The organism is Mesorhizobium tamadayense, from assembly GCF_003863365.1.
Classification (GTDB): domain Bacteria; phylum Pseudomonadota; class Alphaproteobacteria; order Rhizobiales; family Rhizobiaceae; genus Mesorhizobium; species Mesorhizobium tamadayense.
In genome coordinates, this window is record NZ_RQXT01000039.1 from 1 (window position 1) to 21560 (window position 21560).

25 protein-coding genes are annotated in these 21560 nt (G+C 65.3%); 14 read left to right on the top strand and 11 right to left on the bottom strand.

Annotated elements, in window-relative coordinates; translation table 11 throughout:
* Positions 1–233 precede the first annotated feature (233 nt).
* Positions 234–1007 (top strand): exodeoxyribonuclease III, encoded by a 774-nt coding sequence (locus EH240_RS25680; protein ID WP_125003851.1) that lies wholly within the window; start codon positions 234–236, stop codon positions 1005–1007.
* A 366-nt stretch (positions 1008–1373) separates the two neighbouring features.
* The gene (locus EH240_RS25690; RefSeq protein ID WP_125003853.1) at positions 1374–2555 is read left to right on the top strand and encodes a hypothetical protein; all 1182 of its coding nucleotides are present in this window, start codon (positions 1374–1376) and stop codon (positions 2553–2555) included.
* A gap of 236 nt (positions 2556–2791) precedes the next feature.
* Here EH240_RS25690 and EH240_RS25695 read toward each other — a convergent pair whose 3' ends face one another.
* Both EH240_RS25695 and EH240_RS25705 read right to left on the bottom strand, forming a co-directional pair.
* The gene (locus EH240_RS25695) at positions 2792–2899 is read right to left on the bottom strand and encodes a putative RiPP precursor (RefSeq protein ID WP_125003855.1); all 108 of its coding nucleotides are present in this window, start codon (positions 2897–2899) and stop codon (positions 2792–2794) included.
* Positions 2900–3125: 226 nt separating this feature from the next.
* Positions 3126–3230, bottom strand: coding sequence for a putative RiPP precursor (locus EH240_RS25705; RefSeq protein ID WP_125003859.1), 105 nt, complete (start codon positions 3228–3230; stop codon positions 3126–3128).
* Between the two features lie 334 nt (positions 3231–3564).
* Between EH240_RS25705 and EH240_RS25710 the strand changes: the two genes are divergently transcribed.
* The 3 genes from EH240_RS25710 to EH240_RS25715 all read left to right on the top strand — a co-directional run bounded on the left by EH240_RS25710 (position 3565) and on the right by EH240_RS25715 (position 7312).
* A complete protein-coding gene (locus EH240_RS25710; RefSeq protein WP_245436366.1) occupies positions 3565–4704 on the top strand; it encodes a WD40 repeat domain-containing protein in 1140 nt (379 codons plus the stop codon).
* Positions 4605–5138 (top strand): WD40 repeat domain-containing protein, encoded by a 534-nt coding sequence (locus EH240_RS39190; protein WP_245436368.1) that lies wholly within the window; start codon positions 4605–4607, stop codon positions 5136–5138. Before EH240_RS25710 ends, EH240_RS39190 begins: the two co-directional genes overlap by 100 nt.
* Before the next feature lie 143 nt (positions 5139–5281).
* Positions 5282–7312: an amidase gene (locus tag EH240_RS25715; protein WP_125003861.1), complete on the top strand. Its 2031-nt coding sequence runs from the start codon at positions 5282–5284 to the stop codon at positions 7310–7312.
* A gap of 41 nt (positions 7313–7353) precedes the next feature.
* On the opposite strand, the gene EH240_RS25720 is transcribed toward EH240_RS25715, so the two are convergent.
* Together EH240_RS25720 and EH240_RS39195 are read right to left on the bottom strand one after the other, a co-directional pair.
* Positions 7354–7650: a hypothetical protein gene (locus EH240_RS25720; protein ID WP_125003863.1), complete on the bottom strand. Its 297-nt coding sequence runs from the start codon at positions 7648–7650 to the stop codon at positions 7354–7356.
* Between the two features lie 167 nt (positions 7651–7817).
* The gene (locus tag EH240_RS39195) at positions 7818–8018 is read right to left on the bottom strand and encodes a hypothetical protein (protein ID WP_245436369.1); all 201 of its coding nucleotides are present in this window, start codon (positions 8016–8018) and stop codon (positions 7818–7820) included.
* A 142-nt stretch (positions 8019–8160) separates the two neighbouring features.
* Here EH240_RS39195 and EH240_RS25730 point away from each other — a divergent pair, with 142 nt between their 5' ends.
* From EH240_RS25730 to EH240_RS25750, 4 genes are all read left to right on the top strand, one after another.
* Complete coding sequence (locus tag EH240_RS25730) at positions 8161–8712, top strand: isochorismatase family protein (protein ID WP_125003865.1); 552 nt, start codon at positions 8161–8163, stop codon at positions 8710–8712.
* A 205-nt stretch (positions 8713–8917) separates the two neighbouring features.
* A complete protein-coding gene (locus EH240_RS25735; RefSeq protein ID WP_125003867.1) occupies positions 8918–9373 on the top strand; it encodes a GFA family protein in 456 nt (151 codons plus the stop codon).
* Between the two features lie 353 nt (positions 9374–9726).
* The gene (locus EH240_RS25740; RefSeq protein ID WP_425374835.1) at positions 9727–10950 is read left to right on the top strand and encodes an amidohydrolase family protein; all 1224 of its coding nucleotides are present in this window, start codon (positions 9727–9729) and stop codon (positions 10948–10950) included.
* A gap of 413 nt (positions 10951–11363) precedes the next feature.
* Positions 11364–11519: a DUF1127 domain-containing protein gene (locus EH240_RS25750; protein ID WP_125003871.1), complete on the top strand. Its 156-nt coding sequence runs from the start codon at positions 11364–11366 to the stop codon at positions 11517–11519.
* Positions 11520–11735: 216 nt separating this feature from the next.
* Here EH240_RS25750 and EH240_RS25755 read toward each other — a convergent pair whose 3' ends face one another.
* The 3 genes from EH240_RS25755 to EH240_RS25765 all read right to left on the bottom strand — a co-directional run bounded on the left by EH240_RS25755 (position 11736) and on the right by EH240_RS25765 (position 13382).
* On the bottom strand, positions 11736–12032 hold the full coding sequence (locus tag EH240_RS25755; RefSeq protein WP_125003873.1) for an antibiotic biosynthesis monooxygenase family protein: 297 nt from the start codon (positions 12030–12032) through the stop codon (positions 11736–11738).
* 23 nt (positions 12033–12055) lie between these two features.
* On the bottom strand, positions 12056–12370 hold the full coding sequence (locus EH240_RS25760) for a GYD domain-containing protein (protein ID WP_125003875.1): 315 nt from the start codon (positions 12368–12370) through the stop codon (positions 12056–12058).
* Between the two features lie 271 nt (positions 12371–12641).
* Positions 12642–13382 carry a sulfotransferase family protein gene (locus tag EH240_RS25765; RefSeq protein WP_125003877.1) on the bottom strand — a complete coding sequence of 247 codons (741 nt, stop codon included), beginning with the start codon at positions 13380–13382 and terminating at the stop codon, positions 12642–12644.
* 273 nt (positions 13383–13655) lie between these two features.
* Between EH240_RS25765 and EH240_RS25770 the strand changes: the two genes are divergently transcribed.
* Positions 13656–14843 carry an aminotransferase-like domain-containing protein gene (locus EH240_RS25770; RefSeq protein WP_167484162.1) on the top strand — a complete coding sequence of 396 codons (1188 nt, stop codon included), beginning with the start codon at positions 13656–13658 and terminating at the stop codon, positions 14841–14843.
* Positions 14844–15234: 391 nt separating this feature from the next.
* On the opposite strand, the gene EH240_RS25775 is transcribed toward EH240_RS25770, so the two are convergent.
* Positions 15235–15543, bottom strand: coding sequence for a hypothetical protein (locus tag EH240_RS25775; RefSeq protein ID WP_125003881.1), 309 nt, complete (start codon positions 15541–15543; stop codon positions 15235–15237).
* Positions 15544–15735: 192 nt separating this feature from the next.
* On the opposite strand from EH240_RS25775, the gene EH240_RS25780 reads away from it, so the two are divergent.
* Positions 15736–16524: a hypothetical protein gene (locus EH240_RS25780; protein WP_125003883.1), complete on the top strand. Its 789-nt coding sequence runs from the start codon at positions 15736–15738 to the stop codon at positions 16522–16524.
* A gap of 110 nt (positions 16525–16634) precedes the next feature.
* Complete coding sequence (locus EH240_RS25785) at positions 16635–17180, top strand: YbhB/YbcL family Raf kinase inhibitor-like protein (RefSeq protein WP_167484160.1); 546 nt, start codon at positions 16635–16637, stop codon at positions 17178–17180.
* A 160-nt stretch (positions 17181–17340) separates the two neighbouring features.
* Here the strand turns inward: EH240_RS25785 and yghU are convergent, their stop codons facing one another.
* Positions 17341–18210 (bottom strand): glutathione-dependent disulfide-bond oxidoreductase, encoded by an 870-nt coding sequence (gene yghU / locus EH240_RS25790; protein WP_125003887.1) that lies wholly within the window; start codon positions 18208–18210, stop codon positions 17341–17343.
* A gap of 238 nt (positions 18211–18448) precedes the next feature.
* On the opposite strand from yghU, the gene EH240_RS25795 reads away from it, so the two are divergent.
* Complete coding sequence (locus EH240_RS25795) at positions 18449–19351, top strand: S1C family serine protease (protein WP_125003889.1); 903 nt, start codon at positions 18449–18451, stop codon at positions 19349–19351.
* Positions 19352–19357: 6 nt separating this feature from the next.
* Positions 19358–20299 carry a LysR family transcriptional regulator gene (locus EH240_RS25800; RefSeq protein WP_125003891.1) on the top strand — a complete coding sequence of 314 codons (942 nt, stop codon included), beginning with the start codon at positions 19358–19360 and terminating at the stop codon, positions 20297–20299.
* Here EH240_RS25800 and EH240_RS25805 read toward each other — a convergent pair.
* Together EH240_RS25805 and EH240_RS25810 are read right to left on the bottom strand one after the other, a co-directional pair.
* Positions 20250–20978, bottom strand: coding sequence for an SDR family oxidoreductase (locus EH240_RS25805; protein ID WP_125003893.1), 729 nt, complete (start codon positions 20976–20978; stop codon positions 20250–20252). The two genes, EH240_RS25800 and EH240_RS25805, sit on opposite strands and share 50 nt — an antisense overlap.
* Positions 20979–21101: 123 nt before the next feature.
* Complete coding sequence (locus tag EH240_RS25810) at positions 21102–21536, bottom strand: type II toxin-antitoxin system HicB family antitoxin (RefSeq protein ID WP_125003895.1); 435 nt, start codon at positions 21534–21536, stop codon at positions 21102–21104.
* Positions 21537–21560: the final 24 nt, after the last annotated feature.

Sequence of the window (21560 nt, forward strand, 5' to 3'; positions counted from 1 at the left end):
GCCGGCAGGCCAGAGGGGGTCGCCGGACGCAAAGCGCCGACGCCTTCCGCGACGAGAGACGGCGCTGGCGCTCTACGCGCGGCGACCCCCTCTGTCGCCTTCGGCGACATCTCCCTCAAGGGGGAGATTGCGCCGGCAGACGGCGCCGACGCCTGCCATTAGCCACCTGCGCACTAAACGCCCGCACCGACCAGCCCTTGCGGCGCTCTCCGCCTTCCTGCTTCATGCCAGCGATGAAACTCGCCACCTTCAACATAAACAACATCAACAGCCGCCTCGAAAACCTGCTGGCCTGGCTCGCCAAGGCAAAGCCCGATGTCGTCTGCCTGCAGGAGCTGAAATCCCGCGACACGCAGTTTCCGCTGACCCGGCTCGCCAAGGCCGGCTACGGCGCGGTGTGGAAGGGCGAGCCGACCTGGAACGGCGTCGCCATCCTGGCGCGCGGTTCAGAACCCGTGCTGACCCGCGACGCGCTGCCGGGCGACGACGCCGACCGCCAGGCGCGCTACATCGAGGCCGCGGTCGATGGCGTCGTCATCGCCTGCCTCTACGCGCCGAACGGCAACCCCCAGCCGGGGCCGAAATTCGACTACAAGCTCGCCTGGCATGAGCGCTTCGCGGTACACGCCGAACAATTGCTCGACACCGGCCTGCCGGTGGTGCTTGCCGGCGACTACAACATCGTGCCCGAGCCGCGCGACATCTACCAAACCCGCTCCTATGACGACAACGCGCTGGTGCAGCCGCAAAGCCGCGCCGCCTTCGCCGCGCTGATCGAGCAGGGCTGGACCGATGCGCTGCGAAAAATCTTCCCGAAGGAGGAGAGGCTCTACACCTTCTGGGACTACCGCCGGAACCGCTGGCCGCGCGATGCGGGGCTCAGGCTCGACCACATCCTGTTGTCGAAGAAGCTCGCGCGCAAACTGAAAGGGGCGGGGATCGACCGGGAGGTGAGGGGCGAGGACAACGCCAGCGACCACGCGCCGGTGTGGGTGGAACTGGGGTGAGGAGCTATTTCAAACGCGATCAAACGAGCACAGCCGAGTTCCCGCCCACCCCCCTCTGTCCTGCCGGACATCTCCCCCGCAAGGGGTCCCGCAAGGGGGGAGATTGGCGGTTTCGCTGCCGGCTCACCCCTGCAGCGTTGGCTATTGGCGAAAGCCTGCGCGACATCTGATCTCCCCCCTTGCGGGGGAGATGTCCGGCAGGACAGAGGGGGGTGCTGTCCCGCCGACATCTCAATTCGAGACCATTCCTCCGCCACTATTGACTGTGCAGCAACAGCGTCACACGCTAGTTTGCGGATAGTAGGGGGTAACACTTTATGCTTTTCATCTTAGACGTTTTTCTCCCGCCATCTCGTAGTGCCCACCATGGCTGACAACGCCCTCGTCCTCTTGATCTCCGCCCTCGTCCTCGCCGGCGCCGTCGCGCTTATCGCGCTCGCGCTGCGCTGGAGGCGCAAGTGCCGCAAGGCTCGCGGCAATCCCAATCCTGCCCGCGATTATGCGCCCCGCGCCAAATGGGGCGGCGGTCGCGGGGCGCTCAACTATTCCTCCTTTGTCTTCATGGATGTCGACGGCGACGGCAAGTTCGGCAAGGCCGACCGGCCGATGGGCGGCATCGTGGTGCGGGCCTATGACGACAAGGGCGCTTTCCTCTGCGCGGTGCGCACCAACAATGGCGGCTTCGCCAATTTCGTCTTGTCGGCAAGCAAGCACCGGGCCGTGTTGCGCGCGCCTGGGAAGTACCGCTTTTCCGTCTCGGTTCCGAAAGGCTGGCGCGTCAGCACCGGCAACGAGGACCAGTCGCTGCGCCTCGATGCCGTGCCGGGCTCGCCCGCCGGCCTTGCCGGCGAGGATCTGCCCAAGGCGGTCGGCCTTTCGCCGGCGCGCTTCGTGCGCGGCACGGCGGCCGCCGAGGCGACGCTTTCGCTGATCGCCAGGGGCAAGCCGCTGGAGACCGCAAAGCTTGCGCCCGGCGGCTTCCATATCGATCTGCCCGACAAGGCCGACATGTTGGCGATTTCAGGTCCGGGCATCGACCGGCGCCTGGTGCTCTCGCCCTATGCGACCGATCTCGGCCTGCTGCGGCCGGGCGCGATCGCCGCCGATGCGGCGCTCGAGACGGTCGCTTTCAGCGGTGTTACCGCATTGCCCTTCCAGAAAGTCCCCTGCGGCCATGGCGGGCTGGATTGGCGCAACTTCAACGCCCTGACGGGCCAGTACGTCGCGAACAGCGAGGGCTACGTCAACGGCAATCTCTCGCGCGGCCACGTGGCCTATACCAGCAGCGGCCATCCAGCCGAGTTCTGGCGCGCGGAGCCCTTCGGCTTCCATTCGGTGATGCTCACAGCCGCCTGGCTTTCCTCGGAAGGTGAGGTGGCGCTGGTCGAAAGCTGGCTTGGCGACGAACTGGTCGCCAGCGACGAGATCGTGCTGTCGGCGCTGGCGCCGGTCCACTACGCGCCGATGTTGAAGGCGGTGACGCGCGTGCGCGTCTCCACGAAGCACTATTGGCAGGCTGTGCTGGATGAACTGGTGCTGGCGCGCTGAGGCTGTCCGAACTATGTGGCGCTGACCGGGGCGTTGGCGGTGACCGCCGAAGGCTGCCCTTCCTGCCGAAGGTCAGCTCTCGGAGGTGTTCATGATCCAGCCTGTCGATTTCCCTGCGGATCACTCAGTGCGGAGCAGCCTTCGCCGTCAATCGCGCCCAGCCACATCCGGCGACCACCGGATTGTTCCTGCCCCACAAAATAAAAATCCCCGACGCCTCGAAATCGTCAATCCACCTACGTCAGCGGGCCGGAAATGGCGACCGCGCCGTTGGCGACCGACGACGTAATCGCCGAAAGCTTGCCTTTGCGGGCGAAGGTCGGCTTCTCGTAAATCTTCTTCATAGCTTAACCCCCAGATTACAGCCTGTCCCGCAGGGTTACCCCCTTATACCCGAAGAGCCATTCAATGCCGTGACAGCCGAAAGCTTGCCTTTGCGGACGAAGGTCGGCTTCTCGTAAGTCTTCTTCATGATTCAAATTCCCCGATTGTTTGAGTGCAAAAAATACAGATAACGTCCGGCGCTGGCCCGCCTGTCGGAATATCCACGACTTGCCGGCGTGCGTTCGATCAGGGCACTGGAGGCGCCGGCGGCGTCGATGACGATGGTACAGCGGTGATCGCCGAAAGCTTGCCCTTGCGGACGAAGTCCGGCTTCTCATAAATCTTCTTCATGCCAAGCTCTCCTGAAAATCCCCGCCGGATAATGTCATAAGAACGTTTTCTGTCAACCAAGCGGGCCTGTCGTCCGTTTTATTCTTGGGGAACGTGGCTTTCTGCTCACAGGGCGGCCGGTCACCATGCAAAAGACAACAATCAGCCGCGCAGGATACTGGCCTGCCGGCCGAGTAAATCCGTAGTGCCGGTCGCGGGCTTGCAGAAGACATGGCTGGTCGAAGCACATTTATCTTTCTTCGTGTGATGTCTTGCACTTAGCCTCGGCGAAAAGCTCGGCTAGGATGGCTGACGCGCTTTCCGCTATCCGGCAGGGAAGGCGCCGGGGGCGCCGATGAAAAGATCGACCGACAGGCTGCTGGCGCTGGCGATGCTCGTCGTCGGCTTCGCCTGCTTCGCCAAGCTCTATCTGGCGCTGGGCGGCAAGCCCCCGGCCGCGACGAGCGCCGAGATCTTCGGCGCGGCGGGCGTGCTTTCGATTCTCGCCGGGCTGCTCATGTTTGCCGGCCTGCTGCCGGCGGCCGCCGAGTACGACCCATCGGCTCCGCTCTTCGGCCGCGAAGCCGAGATCGCGCCGGCCGGGCGCCCCACGCTGCGCCGCATCGCGCTCGCCGTGCCGCTGCTAGCCCTGCTCGCGGTCGTCACCGACCAGTTGGGGCCCTGGCGGTCCCCCGTCGAACCGGCCGCGCCGGTCGAATCCAAGAAGGTCGCCGCCGCGCCGGCGCTACTGGCGACGCCCCCGCGAGAACTCGCGCCGGCGCCCGCGCCCGAGCCGGCCGCCACGCCGGCGCTACTGGCGACGCCGCCGCCAGAACTCGCGCCGGCGCCGGCGCCCGTATCGGCGCCTGCCGAGCCATCCCCGCCGACGCCCGTCCAACGATCGACGCAGCCCGCCGCCCCAACGCAGCCGCCATCTGCGCCCGTTCAGCAGACCGCGCTGGCGCTCGTGATGCCGCCCGAGACGGTGGCGCCGCCTCCGCCGCCACCGCCGGTTCAGCCGACCGCGCCGGAAGGCCATCGCGACGCCGTCGTCTGGCTGGCGGTGTCGGCCGACGGCCATGAGATCATGAGCGCCGGCACCGACCGCATGATCAAGCTCTGGGACATCGACGGCAAGCGGCTGATCCGGGACCTGGGCCAGCACAAGGACATGGCGCGCGCCGCGCTCTTCATGCCCGACGGCAAAACCGCGCTGACCGCCGGCGACGACGGCGAGATCGTGCTGCGCCAGCTTTCCGACGGCGCGGTGCTGCACGTCTTCTCCGCGGGCCAGAACGGCGGCGTCAACAAGCTTGCCATCCGCCCGGACGGCAAGCGCGCCGTCAGCGGCCACGACACCGGCTCCATCATCGTCTGGGACCTGGAGAAGGGGCCGTGCTGCATGTGCTGCCCGGCCATGACTGGTCTGTCAGCTCGGTCGCGGTCTCGCCGGACGGCACGAAAGCGCTCGCCGCCAGCATCGACGGCGAGCTGAAGTTGTGGGACATCGTCGCCGGCAGGCAGCTGCGCAGCTGGCACGGCCACGACCGCGGCGCCTATGGCGCGCTCTTCACCGCCGACGGCCACCATGCGGTGACCGGCAGCGGCGACTACACGATAAAACTCTGGGACCTCGACAGCTTCAAGGAAGCGCGCCGCTTCGACGGCCATTCCGGCACCGTCTATGCGCTCGCCCTGTCGGCCGACGGCAAGCGGCTGGGCTCGGTCTCGCTCGACGGCACCGCCAGGCTATGGAACATGGACACAGGCGTTGAGATCGCCGAGTTCGACCCCGGCACCGGCCCGCTCTATTCAGTCGCCTTCGCCGCCGACGGCACGCTGCTCACCGGCGGCATCGACCGCACCATCCGCGACTGGCCGGCGGCAGGCGGGGACGGGATGGTGCTGTTTGCGGGGGCACCGGAGTAGGTGACGCGTCGGCGATTGGCGAAAGCCCGCGTGACAGCCAATCTGACCCCCTTGCGGGGGAGATGCCCGGCAGGGCAGAGGGGGGTGGGACGGAGCGCCGGCTTTTGGAGGCTGCGGACCATCGCCCGAGCACAGGATGAGACATGCCCGCACTCCACCTCGTCGAGGCCTCGATCGCCGACCTGCGCCGCGCGCTGGAGGCGGGCACCGTCATCAGCGTCGAGTTCACCGGCGCGTATCTGCGGCGCATCGCGCATTACGACCGCCACGGCATCGCGCTCAACGCCGTGCCCATCCTCAACCCGAAATTGTTCGAGGAGGCGGAAGCTTCAGACCGCCGCCGGCGCGAGGGCAAGACCCTCGGGCCGCTCGACGGCATTCCTTACACCGCCAAGGACAGCTACAAGGCGAAGGGCCTGACGGTCGCGGCCGGCTCGCCGGCCTTCGAGCATCTGGTGGCCACCGACGGCGCCTTCACCATCGCCAGGCTGCGCGCCGCGGGCGCGGTGCTGATCGGGCTCACCAACATGCCGCCGATGGCCAATGGCGGCATGCAGCGCGGCGTCTATGGCCGCGCCGAGAGTCCGTACAACAAGGATTTTCTCACCGCCGCCTTCGGCTCCGGCTCGTCGAACGGCTCGGGCACGGCGACGGCCGCTTCTTTCGCCGCCTTCGGGCTGGGTGAGGAGACCTGGTCGTCCGGCCGCGCGCCGGCCTCCAACAACGCTTTGGTCGCCTACACGCCGTCGCGCGGCGTGATCTCGGTGCGCGGCAACTGGCCGCTGGTGCCGACCATGGATGTTGTGGTGCCGCATACGCGTACCGTCCCCGACATGCTGGAGCTGCTCGACGTCATCGTCGCCGACGATGACGAGACACGCGGCGATTTCTGGCGCGTGCAGCCCTGGGTATCGATCCCCAAGGCTTCCGCGCTGAGGCCGGCAAGCTACACCGGGCTGGCGCTGCAAGGCGTGCTCAAGGACAAGCGGCTCGGCGTGCCGAAAATGTATATCGGCAAGGATAGTGGCGCCAACCGGCCGATCGAGATCCGCGCTTCGGTGCTGGATCTCTGGCGGCAGGCGGCGCGCGACCTGCAAGCGCTCGGAGCCGAGGTGGTCGAGGTCGACTTCCCCATCGTGTCCAATTACGAGCGCGACCGGCCGGGCGCGCTGTCGATGGTCGATCGCGGCCTTGTGCCAAAGGAATTCTCGGCGCGCGAGATATGGGACCTTTCGATCTGGTCATGGGACGATTTTTTGCGCGCCAATGCCGATCCGGTGCTTCCCGATCTCGCCTCGGTCGATGGTCCAAAGATCTTCCCGCAACCGCCGGGCACGCTGCCCGACCGCTATGGCGACGACGGTTTTGACCTTGCCGAATATGTCGAGCGTGCGAAGAAGGGCGTGGCGCCGCTGGAAGACATTCCCACCATCGAGGATGGACTGAAGGGATTGGAAGCAACGCGGCGGATCGATTTCGAGGGCTGGCTGCAGGCGAACCGGCTCGATGCCGTGGTGCTGCCGGCAGTCGCCGATGTAGGTCCCGCCGATGCCGATGTCAGCGAGTCCTCCGCCGATCTTGCCTGGCGCAACGGCACCTGGGTCGCCAACGGCAATCTTGTCTGGCGTCATCTCGGCATCCCGACGGTGACGGTGCCGATGGGCGCCATGGCCGATATCGGCATGCCGGTCGGGCTGACCTTCGCCGGCAAGGCCTATGACGATGTGGCGCTGCTGATGATGGCCGGCGACTACGAGCGCGCCACCCAGCGCCGCACGGTCCCGCCGCGCACGCCGTCGCTGGCGGATGATGTGTTCGCGGGCGGGGAGCGCAGGGGTGTGTCGGGTGAGCCTGGCGATGCGCCGCTCACGCTTTCGCTGAGTGCCGAGACGACCCATGCCGGCGACACCGATGAGATCGAAGTCACGCTTGAGATCGAGGCAGGCGAGGCGGGACCAGATGCAGCAATTGTGAAGGTCCACGTCAACGGCGAGCCGGTCGTCATGCAGGCGAGCGGCAGCCGCTATACCGGGCGGGTGATTGTGCCGGCCTCGACGCACCAGGGCTTCCACAGCGTCTGGCGCGGTTCCTACGGCTCAATCGTCACGGCCATCGTGCGGCTGCCGGATGGGCGCGCAGCGGGCGCGTATGCGGTGACGGGCGGAATTGAGTGAGGCGCGTCGAAGTTGCCAATCTCCCCCCGGGGGGAGATTGCTCAATCCGGCTCCTTCTTACTCCTATGCCATGGCTGGCCTTTGCCCTCCCGCCAGGCGCACCAGCCAAGAGGAAGGTCTGCGAGCTCGCGAAGCGAGCTGTCGCGCTTTACCATCTCCGACAGGCCGACAAGCATGGCATTGGCCATCTCGAAATCGACATTGCGATTAAGGAACTGCCACGCGCCGTCGTCGTCATCGTGAGCGACATAGTCGATGATGTGTTCGCCCTTCATGACCTGACGCGTCGTGAAGACCGCGACATTGGGCGGATCGTCAAACGGCCAATCGGGATCCATCTGTCAGCTCCAGCGACTGGCGAACGGGAGGATTTATCCTCAATCGGATAGGGAAGCGAGCCAGGAATCCCAAAACCGCTGCTGCATGTAGACGAACACGGGCACTACGTCATAGCCTTCGTCAAATATGTTTACTAAGTCGCTCTCCTTGGGACGCTCCCCCGTTTTCACCCTATTCCTTCCACTTCGAGCTGCCGGCGGATTTGGCACAGGGCTTCGAAGTAGTCGTCCTCTTCAGCCTCGATGACCTTTCCTCGGTATTTGCAGGTGAGCCGGCATCTTGCGCCTATATCGCGAAGCTCAAACGTTGCCTGCTCGTCCCCGCCCGTGCCTCCTCCGATCAGGAATACGGTGTATTGTTCATTCATCGTCACTCCCCCAATTGCTCGGCCGATCGTAGTTGCGGCATCTTCGGATTTCAACTCTGGATTGTTAATCTTGACTCGAGGATGGCACTTCCCAGCGCTGCCTTGTTCTTGACCCATACTCCACCCACGCTATCTTCGCGCCATGCCAAACACCGCCCCCTCCGCCGCCGCGCCGCTCATCGTCATCGACCTGCAGACAGGCATGTTCGATGGCCGCTTCGATCCGCCGATCCATGACGCCGACGCAATCGCCGAGCGCGCTCGCGCCCTGATCGACTGGGCGCGCAAAACCGGCCGTAAGGTGGCCTTCGTGCGCCATGACGGGCCGGCGGACGATCCGCTGGCGCCGGGTGCTTCCGGCTGGCCGGTTTGGCCGCAGCTCGGCCAGGCGGCCGACGAGCCGACCTTCGGCAAGACGGTCGGCAATGCCTTCTCCAACGCCGAGCTCGGCCGGTGGGTGGCGAGGCAAGGTGCCGAAGAGGTCGTGCTTATCGGCGCCCAGACCGATTTCTGCGTCGCCGCCACCGTCAAGGGCGCCTTTGCCGAAGGGCTCGGCGTCACCGTGGTCTCGGATGCGCATTCGACGCTGGATTCTATGGAGGAGAAGGCGCCGGCTATCATCGCACGGCACAATGCGGCGTTTGAGGAGCAGGGCGCGCAGCTGACGACGACGGCGGCGCTGGTCGGGGGCTGAGCGGCTTGGCTCCCCCTTCTCCCCTTGTAGGGAGAAGGTACCGCCGAAGGCGACAGGGTGCTGGACGGAGTGGGACGATGGAGGTCAGGCGCTGAAATCACCCACGCCTCGTTTCTTCCAACACCCTCATCCGTCTCAGCGCTCCGCGCCGATCCACCTTCTCCCACAAGGGGAGTAGGGAGAACCCAACCCAAGGAGCCCCGCCTTGCTCAACCTGACCCTGCCCGCCGAAGGAGGCTGCCGCTGCGGCCGTGCGCGCCTGAGAATCTCGGCAAGACCGTTGCTCACCATGGCCTGCCACTGCACCGGCTGCCAGCAGATGTCGTCCAGCGCCTATTCGCTGAGCGCCGCCATTCCTGCGGAAGGTTTCGAGATCACCAAGGGCGAGCCGGTGATCGGCGGGCTGCACGGCGCCTCGAAGCATTATTTCTGCGGCTACTGCATGAGCTGGATGTTCACCCGGCCGGAAGGGCTCGACTGGTTCGTCAACCTGCCCCCGACCATGCTGGACGACCCCGCCTGGTTCACGCCCTTCATCGAGACCTGGACCAGCGAGAAGCTGCCCTGGGCCGACACGCCGGCCGTGCACAGCTACGCGGCCTTGCCGGCCTTCGAGGAATATGAGGGACTGGTCGCGGAATACGCCAGGTCCCAAGCCTGACGGGCCCAAGCCTGACGGGCTAAGACAACCTGGCCGGCCCAAACAAAAACGGCGACCCGGGTCAGATCGCCGTTCAGTTCATGGTCGACGCGGCCGTTGGGGGCGACATTGTTGGGGATGTGCTTGGGCGTCCGCGTCGACCACGGCGGCCTCGTACCGCAGACTGTACTATTGCATATTTTTGGCGCGCGGAAACTTCCGCGATAGCGGAATAGGCAGAGGGCAGGAACTTCCCCACCGGCGCGTGAGATTAAGGTTAACGGCGGTTGCGAAAGACTTTCTACCTTTCGCCGCATTGACCTCGGCCGCCCGAGCGGTGACGACTGACGCTTTCACTTCCAACGGATTGCATCTTGCAGCAGTTTCTCAACGCCAAGCTCGCCGACGGCTCACTGGCCGACCTGACCGTTACCGACGGCCGCTTCAGCGCCATCGCTCCCGCCGCCAACAATCCCGCCAGCCTGGGGGCCGGTGCCATCGACCTCGCCGGCCAGCTCGTGCTGCCGGCCTTCGTCGAGGGCCACATCCATCTCGACACCTCCTTCTATGGCGATGCCTGGCGTCCGCACATTCCCTGCACCAACGGCTTCGACGTGCGCGAGCGCGTCGCCTTCCAGATGCAAAACCTTGAGCAGGCCGCGCCGATGGAGGAACGCGCGAGAAACCAGCTAGAGCTTTGCATCGGCAACGGCAGTCTCGCCATGCGCAGCCATGTCATGGTCGACGCCGCGGTCGGGCTGAAGCATGTCGAGACGATCCTTGCCGTGCGCGAGAAATACCGCGACCTCATCGACATCCAGCTCGTCGCCTTCCCGCAGAGCGGCATCCTGTCCTCGCCCGGCACGGCCGAGCTTCTGGACGAGGCGCTGAGACTCGGCTGCGACTTGATCGGCGGGCTCGACCCGGCGAGCTTCGACCGCGATGTGAAGGGCCATCTCGACGTCGTCTTCGGCCTCGCCGAAAAGCGCGGGGCCCCCGTCGATATCCACCTGCATGACGGCGGCACGCTCGGCCTGTTCGAGATCGAGGAGATATGCGCGCGGACCAAGGCGCTCGGCATGGGCGGCAAAGTCGCCGTCAGCCACGCCTATGCGCTTGGCGACATTTCCGCCGAAGCGCTGGCCAAGGCCGGCGAGATGCTCGCCGCCTCCGGCGTTTCCATCATGACCAACGCGCCCGGCAACCATCCTTTCCCGCCGGTTGCGGCGTTGCGCAAGGCGGGCGTCACGGTCTTTGCCGGCTCCGACAACATTCGCGATTCCTGGTGGCCCTATGGCGATGGCGACATGCTCAACCGCGCCAAAATGATCGGCTACCGCTCCGGCTTCTACGAGGATTCCGAACTGGAAGCTGCCTATGACGTGGTGAGCCATGCCGGCGCCAGGGCGCTGGGGCTGGAAGGCTATGGCATCGCCGTCGGCACCAAGGCCGATTTCGTCGCGCTTAGGGCCGAGCACGTGCCCGAAGCGGTTGTGGCGGTGCCGAAGGAGCGCACGGTCTACCGGGCCGGCAGGGAAGTGGCGCGGAACGGGGAGGTGGTCGATAGCGTAGGCTTGACCGGTCTGCGATCTGCTTGACAGTCCGCTAGTCTTACCTCATTTTCCGGCGAGGCAGGGGAGATTTCGCCATGAAGAAAGAATATTCGAAGCCGACGCTCGTTCGCAAAGGCCGGCTCTCGGCGCAGACCGCGCAGCAGCTTCCTTCGACGGACTAACGAGCTTCTCGCACTGGCGGCTAGCTGAATCAGAACCTCAACCGTCAAGGCTAAACGCCTGATATCGCGCGCTGCGCGAGCCAGTGGCGACGCACTGTGGCTGCCGCGCCTTCAAGACCATAAGTTAATTTGCACACAAATGTTTCAGGCTGCTCCGGCTTCGTGAAGCATTTCACCGTTCTCGCGCAATCGGCTGGTTACACACGCATCTCAAAAGCGGCGTCCTGGGTGAGGGGGCAGCACCGATCTTTCTGCCGCTGCTTTGTGGAGGTTGCGATGTTCAAGAGCCTTAACCGAATCCGCGCCGCGTTCGCGCAGGCGAGCAAGCGCCGCCGGACGATGCGCGAGCTGAACGAACTGCCGCCGGAGACGCGCAAGGACATCGGCTGGCCGGAGTCGGGCGAGGTCGACGAGATACGGCTGCCGTTCTAATGCATGTCGCCCAAAAGTGCGCAGCGGTTTTGGGAGAACGACATGCATCAAAACAAAGACTTAAAGCGCGTCGCCTGGATCCGTTTCTGCGCGACGCGCTTTAAGTGGCTGACGGAGATGCGAGGCCGGCTCAGCCGGGATGTCGACGAGCTTCCAGCCGAACGGCGTCGGCCGAGCGCACCTGATGGCCCGGCCAGCGCCCATTTGGCAGATCCCTCAGCTTATTTCCGCCACGACTGTCCCCGACACCGGGTCCGTGACGCCGAGATCACCGCCGAGGTCTTCAAGCATATCGCGGAACGTGTCGAGTATGCCGATCATCGACGGGCGCGCTGCGGCGAGGCTGTCCATGTCGTTCCACTCGCCGACAAAGCAGAATGTGCGCTCGCCGGTCTTGATCAGGGCGCCTTTGCGAAAGCCCTTGGCGTCCAGCGCGATCTTCTGATGTGCCTCGACGAAGGCCTTTTCCTGGCCTGGCTTGGTGCGAAAGCGGACTACGTTGTAGGCGGTCATAGCTTTCTCCGATCGGTTTGAGGTCAGCCGGCTGGCTTGTAGACGCTGGCAGCCTTGTTGGCGGCCGCAAGCACCGCCTTCATGTCGAGTTCTTCGAGGACGACCATGTCGCGCACCGAGCCGCTTGCTCGCACCGCAAGGGCCATGCCCATCCCGGCAACCTGATCCGGCACCTCACCATTGACGACGACGTCGTACATGCCGCGCGTGAACATTAGGCTGCTCATCCTGCCGCCGACGCTTTCAAAGAGCGCCTGGATTGCAGCTTCGCGGTTCGATCCCTGCATCAGCCCTTTGGCGGCTTGGGGTTCGTAATTCGCCAATATGGTAACCTTCATGGCTATCTCCTCCAAATATCATGTTCTCGGCCGCTCGATTGCCGAGCAGCACGCGGTAGTGTCTCTTCCCTGACATTTGACGTGGTCTTTGGACCGCCTGGGAAATCATGGCCAACGGGCGGTTCAGCCGGAGCATGGCTTCGGCTTGCGACAATATGCGCCTATTCTAATATGACGACAATCCCGTCATGCGCCGAAACCCGAGGCTTGTCCGCTTGGCCGGCCTTACGGACCGTGGCAGGACGGCTATAGCTGAGCCCCATTCCACCCACTAGCCCAGCCACCACCACAGCCCGCCGACCACCAGCGCGGCGGCCGCTGCGCAGGCCGCCAGCATCACATAGGATCCTATGATCATGCCGTTGATGATCTTCTTGATGCTGGCGCGGTCGTTGAGGTTGGGGAAGGGCTCGTTCGGAAGCGGAACGCCGAGGAAATCGCAGAGCGGCGCCCAGCCGTCGGTGACCTTGAAGACCAGGAGCCTTTCCGGCGACACCGCCGCTTTCACTTCGTCGATATAGGCGTTGTAGCGCGCCACCGCCTGGTCGCGGTCGTTCATCACGCCTTTCAGCGTACGGCCCCAGACTAGCTTCCTCGACATGTCGCCGAACTTGCGGCCGAAAGGCGTCAGCCATTCGAGCACCCTGAACTGCCAGACATTCTCGGTGAAGTAGATCGTGTCCATGGTGCTTTCGTACCAGGCCTCGGCGCCGCGCGGATGCAATGTCAGAAGCACTCTGGCGTTGGGGTAGGCCGCCATCAGCTCGCGCCACACGCAGCAACCAGGATTGTCGACGGTCGCGCGGTAATTCGCAAACACGCGGTTCCAGTCGTGCTGGGTGCCGGGCGGGCTGTTCGCCACCTTGCGCCAGAAGTCGAGATGGCTCTTGTTGGCCTTGTTGATGATGACTTCCTGCATGTGGTAGCTCGGGAAGCCAAGCCTGTTCAGCGCAGCGAAAGTAGACCACGTGCCGGTACGGCCGAATCCGGCCCCGATCAGTTCGAGCGTCATTGCCCCATCCCGTTTGGCCGGATTGATTTTCTCTTAAATGCCGGCTTATGGGGTCCATGCTGCGCTGAAGTCGCAAAGCTCGCAACATTCCGTTAGCATTCGTGAAAATATCTAGGCCAAATGTCGCCTGGACGATGCGCCATGGCCGTTTTGGCTATTCACGCCGAAGGCGCAGGCTGATAATAGGTCAGCTAGGTTGACCTAAATACGAAACTCGCCCGCGGGAGGTGCGCCTTGACCCTGTTGAATCTTCTGGCCTCGCGCTCCTCGCGCATGAAGGCCTCGGAAATCCGCGAGTTGCTGAAGCTGCTCGACCAGCCCGACATCATCTCCTTTGCCGGCGGCATTCCGGACCCCTCGCTGTTTCCGGCCGAGGCCATCGGCGACGCCTACCAGGCGGTGCTCGGCGGCGCGGAAGCGGGGGCTGCGCTGCAGTACCAGGTCAGCGAAGGGTTCCTGCCGCTCCGCAAATGGCTGGCCGGCCAAATGGGCAGGCTCGGCGTCCAGTGCGACGAGGCAAACATCTTCATCACCTCCGGCTCGCAGCAGGCGCTCGACTATCTCGGCAAGCTGTTTCTGTCGCCCGGCGACACCGCGCTGGTGACCTGGCCGACCTATCTCGGCGCGCTGCAGGCCTTCAACGCCTACGAGCCGCGTTACGACCAGCTGACCCCGGCCGGGGGCAACATGACGCCGGAGGCCTATCGCGCGGCCGCCGCAGCCCCCACCGCTTTTTCAAAAGGGGGCGGCAAGGTGAAATTCGCCTATCTGGTGCCGGACTTCGCCAATCCGACCGGCAACACGCTCGATGCCGGGCAACGCGAGGCGGTGCTCGACCTCGCCGGCGAGCTCGACATTGCCGTCATCGAGGACGCCGCCTACCGCGCCCTGCGCTATGACGGTGAGGCGGTGCCGCCGATCCTGGCGCTGGATTGCGCCCGTTCGGGCGGCATCGACAACGCCCGCACGCTTTATTGCGGCTCCTTCTCGAAAATTCTCTCGCCGGGCATGCGCGTCGGCTGGGTCTGCGCGCCGCGCCATGTCGTGGAAAAGCTGGTGCTGATGAAGCAGGCCTCCGACCTGCACAGCCCCTCGATCAACCAGATGGTCATGCACCGCGTCGCCGAGACCATTTTCGACGACCAGGTGGAGAAGCTGATCGGCGCCTACCGCCGGCGCCGCGACGCCCTGCTCGGCGCGCTGGAAGCCAGCATGCCGAAGGGCATCTCATGGAGCCGGCCGGACGGCGGCATGTTCGTCTGGCTGACGCTGCCCGACGGCGCCGACGCCAGCGACCTCCTGGCGCGTTCGGTGAAGGAGGCGCGCGTCGCCTTCGTGCCGGGCAACGCCTTCTACGCCGACGGCACCGGCCGCAACACGCTGCGCATGTCGTTCACGCTTGCCGACGATCGCGCGGTTGGCGAGGGCGTGCCGAGGCTGGCGAAGCTGCTGAGGGGGTAGGGCGCCAAATCTCCCCCTCGAGGGTCCCTCGAGGGGGAGATGTAGCCGAAGGCGACAGAGGGGGTCGGTTCGACTGGGCGCGACCTCCTGCGCCGATGGAGGTTGGCGCTCCACGCGCAAGGACCCCTCTAGCCTGCCGGCCATCTCCCCGTCGAGGGGGGAGATCAGCGGCTTCATCGCAGCCCATCACCTGCCGCTCGCGCAGGCGTGATTATCGGCGCGGCCGATTCTTCGGCTAGGGTCACGCCCGATCCAACACCCCCTGGATCATCCGGCCGCGGGGTCCCACCTCCACTGACCGAACAAAAGAGCCCCGACGGCCTCCACCGGCGGGGCTTTTTTCATAAACCTTCGGGTAACCGACGCGGAGAAGTGGGACAGACAACCGGCGCTACTTGTTGCAGTTCTGCATGTTGGACGTCATGGCGCCGCTGGGGGTGTTGTTGTCGGTGTCGTTGGCGCCACTGTCCTTGCAGCGGTCTTCCATGCCGTTCGGCTGCGACTGGGTGGTGGAGCCCGTCGTGGTGGTATCCGTCGTCGGGTTCGGCGAGGTTGTGGTCACCGTTCCGCCACCACTCGTGCCACTGGACACGCCGCCCGACGCATTCGCGCCGCCGGTTGCCCCGGTCGATTGCGCCAACGCGCCCGACGCGGCGAGCGCGATGGTGAGCATGGAAGCTGCGAGGATTTTCTTCATCATGAGGAATTCTCCTTTAGTTTCCATCGTTGTTCAAGTTCCAACGGAGCGTCGCAGGGGATGTTCCGGCTGAAAGAATTCGTGAAGAGTTTGCATCGCCCCTTGCTGGCCTAACGGGCAGGTCGCGTGCCGGCACTTGTAGGGGTGGGCCGGCAAGGTCAAATGTGTCGTCCGGGTTCGCGAGAGAGGACGGGTATGGATGCATCGCCGCGCGTGACGCTGCTCATCGGCAGCGCTCCCGACGTCATGCGCTGCGCCGCCTGGCCGAAGCATGCCTTCGCCGGCATCGTTGCCATCAACAATGCCTGGCGCGTGCGCCCCGATTGGGACGCGCTGGTGCATGCCGGCGATTTCCCGCCCGATCGCATGCCGCAGCCTGGCCCGTCGCGGCAGATTTTCAGCGCCGCCGACTACGTGCCGGCGCAGAACACTTTCGGCGGCTTCGTCTATGCCGGCGGCACCATGTCGATGACGGCGGCATACTGGGCCGTCCATAGCCGGCGGCCGGACGTGCTCGCCTTCCTCGGCTGCGATATGATCTATGATCGCCCCGGCAACAGCCATTTCTACGGCACAGGCCGGGCCGACCCGCTGCGCGACGACATCACGCTGCAGAGCCTGGAGGCCAAGTCCGCACGCCTGCTCATCCATGCGCTGCGGCGCGGCACGCTCTGCGTCAACCTGTCGGACCTGCCGCGCAGCCGGCTGGTTTTCCCGAAACTCACCTTCGAGGACGTTCGCAACCTGTCGCTGTCGCGCCTCACAGCCATGCGGGCCGAATTGCGCGCCGGCATTGATATCGGGGCGGTTGAGGCGGCCGAGGCGCTGGAGCGCGAGTTCGGCTATTTCTACGAGGACGGGATGTATTGGAACCACCTCGACGAGATCGACGGGGCCAAGCTTGCCCGCGTCGACCGGCTTTGGATAGTGGCTGTCGCGGATCTGGTGGCTCCGCCGCTGCAGGAATGCAACGCCGCGGAGTGAATCTCCCCCCTCGAGGGGGGAGATTGGCGGACGCCGTCACGCAAAGTTGCTGGGTGCGGCGCGGGCTTTCGGCTAAACTCCCGGGCAATCCAAGCAGAAGGAGTGAAGCCATGACTTCGCGCTTTGGCCTTGTGGCGCTTGCCTTCGCGGCCTTCGCCACCCAGGCATCTGCCTTTGAAATCTCCAGCCCGTCGGTCTCCAACGGCAAATGGGCCGCAAAATATCTCGGCGACGAGGCCGGATGCGGTGGCAAGAGCGTCTCGATCGCGCTTGCCTGGAAGAACCCGCCGGCTGGCACCAAGAGCTACGCGCTCACCATGTTCGATCCCGATGCCAATGGCGGCAAGGGCTTCTGGCATTGGCTGGCCTGGAACATCCCGCCAAGCGCCAAGGGCCTGGCCGAAGGCGCCGGCTCGAAAGGCGGCAAGCGCTTGCCCAAGGGCACGGTGTCCGGCGAGGGCGGCGTCGGCCGCGCCGGCTATTTCGGGCCATGCCCGCCGCCCGGCAGCGGCGCGCACCACTATGTCTTCACGCTTTATGCGCTGGGCGAAGCGAAGCTGCGCACGCCGGAAAATCCGTCGCCGGAGATGGTGTCGGTCGCGGCGAAGAGCCAGGCGCTGGGCGAGGCCAGTGTGACGTATACCTATGGGAGGTAGCTAATCTCCACCCTTGCGGGGAGATGGCCGGCAGGCCAGAGGGGGTCGTCTCGCGTAGGGCGCCGACGCCCTCGGCCGAAAAGGAGGTTGGCGCTTCACGCGCAGCGACCCCCCCCCGTCGCCTTCGGCGACATCTCCCCCTCGAGGGGGGAGATTAGCCTCACTCCGCCGCTTCCAGCTTGTCCTGCGTCTTCGTCTCGAAGTCGCTGGCGTCGTGGCGCTCGTGCAACTGGTAGGCCGGGTCGCCGGAGATGCGGTTGACCATGCGGCCGCGCTTGACCGCCGGCCTGGCGTCGATCGCGTCGGCCCAGCGCTGCACGTGCTTGTACTCATGCACCGAGAGGAACTGCGCGGCATCGTTGTAGTTGCGCCCCTTGGCGAGCCCGCCATACCAGGGCCAGACCGCCATGTCGGCGATGGTGTAGTCGGGGCCGGCAAGATATTCGCTTTCCGCCAGCCGCCGGTCCAGCACGTCCATCTGCCGCTTGGTCTCCATGGCGAAGCGGTCGATGGCGTATTCGATCTTTTCCGGCGCATAGGCATAAAAATGGCCGAAGCCGCCGCCGAGATAGGGCGCCGAGCCCATCTGCCAGAACAGCCACGAGAAGGTTTCCGCGCGGGCGGCACGCTCCGTCGGCAGGAATTCGCCAAACTTTTCCGCCAGATAGGTCAGGATCGAGCCGGACTCGAACACGCGCACCGGCTTGCGTTCGCTGCGGTCCATCAGCGCCGGGATCTTGGAGTTCGGATTGACCTCGACGAAGCCGCTGCCGAACTGGTCGCCGTCATTGATGCGGATCAGCCAGGCGTCGTATTCGGCGCCCTTGTGGCCGCGCGCCAGAAGCTCCTCCAGCATGATCGTGACCTTCTGGCCGTTGGGCGTGGCCAGCGAATAGAGCTGCAGCGGATGCTTGCCGACCGGCAGTTCCTTTTCATGCGTTGGACCGGCGACCGGCCGGTTGATCGAGGCGAAGGCGCCGCCATTCGGCTTGTTCCATGTCCAGACTTTCGGCGGGATATACTGGTTCATCTCGTGGGCCTTGTTCCTGCGGGGCGGATGCGGGTTCTTGGGGCAAGATTTAGGTACGGCCGCGCGTCCGTCAAAGAAAAAGTTCAAATTTCGTTGAACTAATGACTGGGCCAGCGCGGGCTCTCCCGTCTCCCTCCAAGGGGTCCACAAGGGAGAAGGGAGGTCAATAAGGTCCGCCCTTGCGCCTTTGCCCATTCGCCATACCTATAGAACAAGACCCGCAATTCAGGATCGACCGATGACCATCGAAAAAGTCTCGCGCTCCGTCGTGGCCGTGCGCGCCATGGTTCCGGACGATGCCTTCACCGCCAATGCGCTTGGCACGCGCCGCGAAGGCAGCGGCGTGGTGATCCGCGACAACGGGCTGGTGCTTACCATCGGCTACCTCATCACCGAGGCCGAGGAGGTGTGGCTTACCGACCAGAACGGCCGCGTGGTGCCGGCGCATGCGCTGGCCTACGACCAGGAGACCGGCTTTGGCCTGGTGCAGGCGCTGTCGCCGCTCGACCTGCCGCCTGTCGCCTTCGGCAACCCGAAGAAGGCGAAGATCGGCGACGCCGTGGTGCTGACCGACGGCATCGGCCAGCAGGTCGCCGCCCACATCGTTACCAAGCAGGAATTCGCCGGCTACTGGGAATATCTCATCGACGAGGCGATCTTCACCGCACCGGCGCATCCCTCCTGGGGCGGCGCGGCACTGTTCGACCTCACCGGCAAGCTGCTCGGCCTAGGCTCGCTGCGCCTGCAGATGAGCCGCGCCGGCGAGGTCGCCGACATCAACATGGTCGTGCCGATCGACCTTCTGACGCCGATCCTCGACGACCTGGTGAAGCGCGGCCGGGTGGCCAAGCCGCCGCATCCGTGGCTCGGCGCCTTCTCGGCCGAGTCGAATGGCATGGTGGTGGTGATGAGCGTCGCCGAGGGCGGGCCCGCCGCCAAGGCCGGGCTGCGCCAGGGCGACATAATCTCCGACGTGCGCGACGGCGAGGTCGACGGTCTCGCCGACTTCTACCGCAAGCTCTGGGAGAACCCGGCCGGATCGGAGATTCCGCTGCGTGTGGTGCGCGACGGCCGCGAGACCTGGCTGCGCGTGAAATCCGCCGACCGCAACTCCTTCCTCAAGAAGCCGCAGTTGCAGTAACACCGCATGCATCCAAGGTTGCTGAAGACTTTTCTCGCGGTCGCGCGCACGCGCAACGTCACGCGCGCGGCGGCGGGGGTCAATCTCGCGCAGTCGAGCGTCAGCGACCAGATCCAAGCGCTGGAAGCCGAGCTTGGCGCGAGCCTGTTCACACGCTCGCGGCAGGGGCTGGAATTGACGCCGGCCGGCGAGGCGCTGAAGCCCTATGCCGAGGAGCTTCTGGCGCTCGCCGACGAGGCGCGGGCGGCTGTCGAGGGAGCTATCGGACAGAGGGCCGGCAGCCTCTCGATCGGCGCGCTGGAGACGATTGCTGCCGTAAAGCTCGCCGGCTGGCTCGCCGATTTGCAGGCCGTTCATCCCGGCATCGACATCAAGCTGAAGATCGCCGGCAGCGGCGAGTTGCTGCGCAGGCTCGGCGACGGCGAGATCGACGTCGCCTTCTGCTTCGACGGGCCCGGTGCGCGCGAGCCCGATGAGCGCTTCGCCAGGCGCACCGTCGCGGCCGAGCCGCTGGTCCTGATCGCGCCGCCGGGCGAGAACCGGACGGATGTCGATCTGGCGACGCTTGCCGAGAAACGCTTCGTTGCCACCGCAACCGGATGCGTCTACCGCGCCATGGTCGACAGGGCTTTCGCCGAAGCGGGCCTTGGCGGGCCGAAGCTCGCGGCCGAGGTCGGCAGCATCGACGCCATCGCTGGCATGGTGGCGGCCGGCGCCGGCCTCGGCGTCGTGCCGCGCCTTGCGGTCGCTGCCGCGCTCGATCGCGGCGAGGTCGCCGAACTCGCTTGGCCGGGTCCGGCCCGCTCGGCGGACCTCGTCATGATCTGGCGCCGCCGGCGCGTCCAGCCGCCGGCGCTGAAGCTGCTGCTCGCCGCGGTGGGCGACGATCTTGCATCCGTCAGACCAGCCGGTGCCCGCCCTCGACATGCAGTGTCGTTCCCGTCGTGAAGCCGTTGCCCATCACGAAGCGAAGCGCGTCCGCAATGTCCTCCGGTCGTCCGACCCGGCCCGCCGGCAGGCGCTTGGCCATCGCGGCGAGCGTGTCGTCCTTCTTCTCGCCGGCGACGGACTGCCAGATCGGCGTGTCGACCCAGCCGGGCGAGACGGCATTGACGCGAATCGGCGCCAGCTCGACGGCCAGAGCCCGCACCAGCCCTTCGAGCGCGGCATTGACGGCGGCGACGACCGCGCCACGTGCCGCCGGACGGTAGGCGGCGATACCGGAGACGAAGATGAGCGAGCCGGTGGCCGGAAGCCGCGGTGCGCCGTGCTTGGCAAGCAGCAGCGGGCCATAGACCTTGCTTTCCACCAGCCTTTGCGCCGCTGAAAGCTCGATCTCAGGCAACAGCCGGTAGGCGCCTTCGATATCGGCGGCGGTACTGACGATATGGTCGAGCCGGCCGATGCGCTGAAACAGCGCCGCGACCTCGTCCTCGCGGGCGATGTCGACCGCCGCCGTCTCGAGCGCGGCCGGCCGGCCTAACTCGTCCCGTGCCTTGGCGAGCTTGGCTTCGCCGCGCCCGGCGATGATGACGACCGCGCCCTCATCGAGGCAGCGCCTGGCAAGCGCCAGCCCCATGCCCGAACTGCCGCCGACGATCAGGATTTTTCGGTTGTCCATGTCCATGCCTTTCCTTTGCATGGACGATGATGTGGCAGGCCGGCGGGCGGAGCGGAAACGGAAGAAACCGATAATGCTATCGGAGATTCCGATGAGAGATGAGCGGCCGCCCGACTTTCTGTATGAAAGTCAGGCGGCCTTATGGAACTCCATGTCAAAGCGCAGGGGGTGGCCGAGCGCCTTAAACGCTTCCTCGAGCGAGTCGAGTCGCGAGTTGTGGTCGAGCCGGAACAACCGGTCGACATGCTCGCGCTGGCATTTCAGCTCGCGCATCAGGTCCGCGCGGCTCCAGTCCTTCTCCCTTAGGGCCATGTAGAGCGCAGACTTCAGGAAGATGAGCGCCGGAACCTCCACAAACCATCCCTTGCCCTTGGTTTCCTTAAGCGGGAAGGGGATATCGTCGCCATTCGCGATGCGCGCGGCGATGGCCTCTTCGATTGCATTGCGCCCATTCCGGCAAGCTTCTTCCTCGGTATCGCCATAGGACACGACCTCATCGAACTGAGGTGCCATAACAAACCAGGTATCGTTGTCGTCGGGCGTGAGAGTGAGTTCATACCACATGCACAACCTCCTCTATTTCAGGCC

Excerpts from the sequence above, each read along its gene's own strand:
- EH240_RS25680 (WP_125003851.1), top strand. The coding sequence starts at position 234 with ATGAAACTCGCCACCTTCAACATAAACAACATCAACAGCCGCCTCGAA.
- EH240_RS25690 (WP_125003853.1), top strand. The coding sequence starts at position 1,374 with ATGGCTGACAACGCCCTCGTCCTCTTGATCTCCGCCCTCGTCCTCGCC.
- EH240_RS25695 (WP_125003855.1), bottom strand. The coding sequence starts at position 2,899 with ATGAAGAAGATTTACGAGAAGCCGACCTTCGCCCGCAAAGGCAAGCTT.
- EH240_RS25705 (WP_125003859.1), bottom strand. The coding sequence starts at position 3,230 with ATGAAGAAGATTTATGAGAAGCCGGACTTCGTCCGCAAGGGCAAGCTT.
- EH240_RS25710 (WP_245436366.1), top strand. The coding sequence starts at position 3,565 with ATGAAAAGATCGACCGACAGGCTGCTGGCGCTGGCGATGCTCGTCGTC.
- EH240_RS25715 (WP_125003861.1), top strand. The coding sequence starts at position 5,282 with ATGCCCGCACTCCACCTCGTCGAGGCCTCGATCGCCGACCTGCGCCGC.
- EH240_RS25720 (WP_125003863.1), bottom strand. The coding sequence starts at position 7,650 with ATGGATCCCGATTGGCCGTTTGACGATCCGCCCAATGTCGCGGTCTTC.
- EH240_RS39195 (WP_245436369.1), bottom strand. The coding sequence starts at position 8,018 with ATGAATGAACAATACACCGTATTCCTGATCGGAGGAGGCACGGGCGGG.
- EH240_RS25730 (WP_125003865.1), top strand. The coding sequence starts at position 8,161 with ATGCCAAACACCGCCCCCTCCGCCGCCGCGCCGCTCATCGTCATCGAC.
- EH240_RS25750 (WP_125003871.1), top strand. The coding sequence starts at position 11,364 with ATGTTCAAGAGCCTTAACCGAATCCGCGCCGCGTTCGCGCAGGCGAGC.
- EH240_RS25755 (WP_125003873.1), bottom strand. The coding sequence starts at position 12,032 with ATGACCGCCTACAACGTAGTCCGCTTTCGCACCAAGCCAGGCCAGGAA.
- EH240_RS25760 (WP_125003875.1), bottom strand. The coding sequence starts at position 12,370 with ATGAAGGTTACCATATTGGCGAATTACGAACCCCAAGCCGCCAAAGGG.
- EH240_RS25765 (WP_125003877.1), bottom strand. The coding sequence starts at position 13,382 with ATGACGCTCGAACTGATCGGGGCCGGATTCGGCCGTACCGGCACGTGG.
- EH240_RS25770 (WP_167484162.1), top strand. The coding sequence starts at position 13,656 with ATGAAGGCCTCGGAAATCCGCGAGTTGCTGAAGCTGCTCGACCAGCCC.
- EH240_RS25775 (WP_125003881.1), bottom strand. The coding sequence starts at position 15,543 with ATGATGAAGAAAATCCTCGCAGCTTCCATGCTCACCATCGCGCTCGCC.
- EH240_RS25780 (WP_125003883.1), top strand. The coding sequence starts at position 15,736 with ATGGATGCATCGCCGCGCGTGACGCTGCTCATCGGCAGCGCTCCCGAC.
- EH240_RS25785 (WP_167484160.1), top strand. The coding sequence starts at position 16,635 with ATGACTTCGCGCTTTGGCCTTGTGGCGCTTGCCTTCGCGGCCTTCGCC.
- yghU (WP_125003887.1), bottom strand. The coding sequence starts at position 18,210 with ATGAACCAGTATATCCCGCCGAAAGTCTGGACATGGAACAAGCCGAAT.
- EH240_RS25795 (WP_125003889.1), top strand. The coding sequence starts at position 18,449 with ATGACCATCGAAAAAGTCTCGCGCTCCGTCGTGGCCGTGCGCGCCATG.
- EH240_RS25800 (WP_125003891.1), top strand. The coding sequence starts at position 19,358 with ATGCATCCAAGGTTGCTGAAGACTTTTCTCGCGGTCGCGCGCACGCGC.
- EH240_RS25805 (WP_125003893.1), bottom strand. The coding sequence starts at position 20,978 with ATGGACATGGACAACCGAAAAATCCTGATCGTCGGCGGCAGTTCGGGC.
- EH240_RS25810 (WP_125003895.1), bottom strand. The coding sequence starts at position 21,536 with ATGTGGTATGAACTCACTCTCACGCCCGACGACAACGATACCTGGTTT.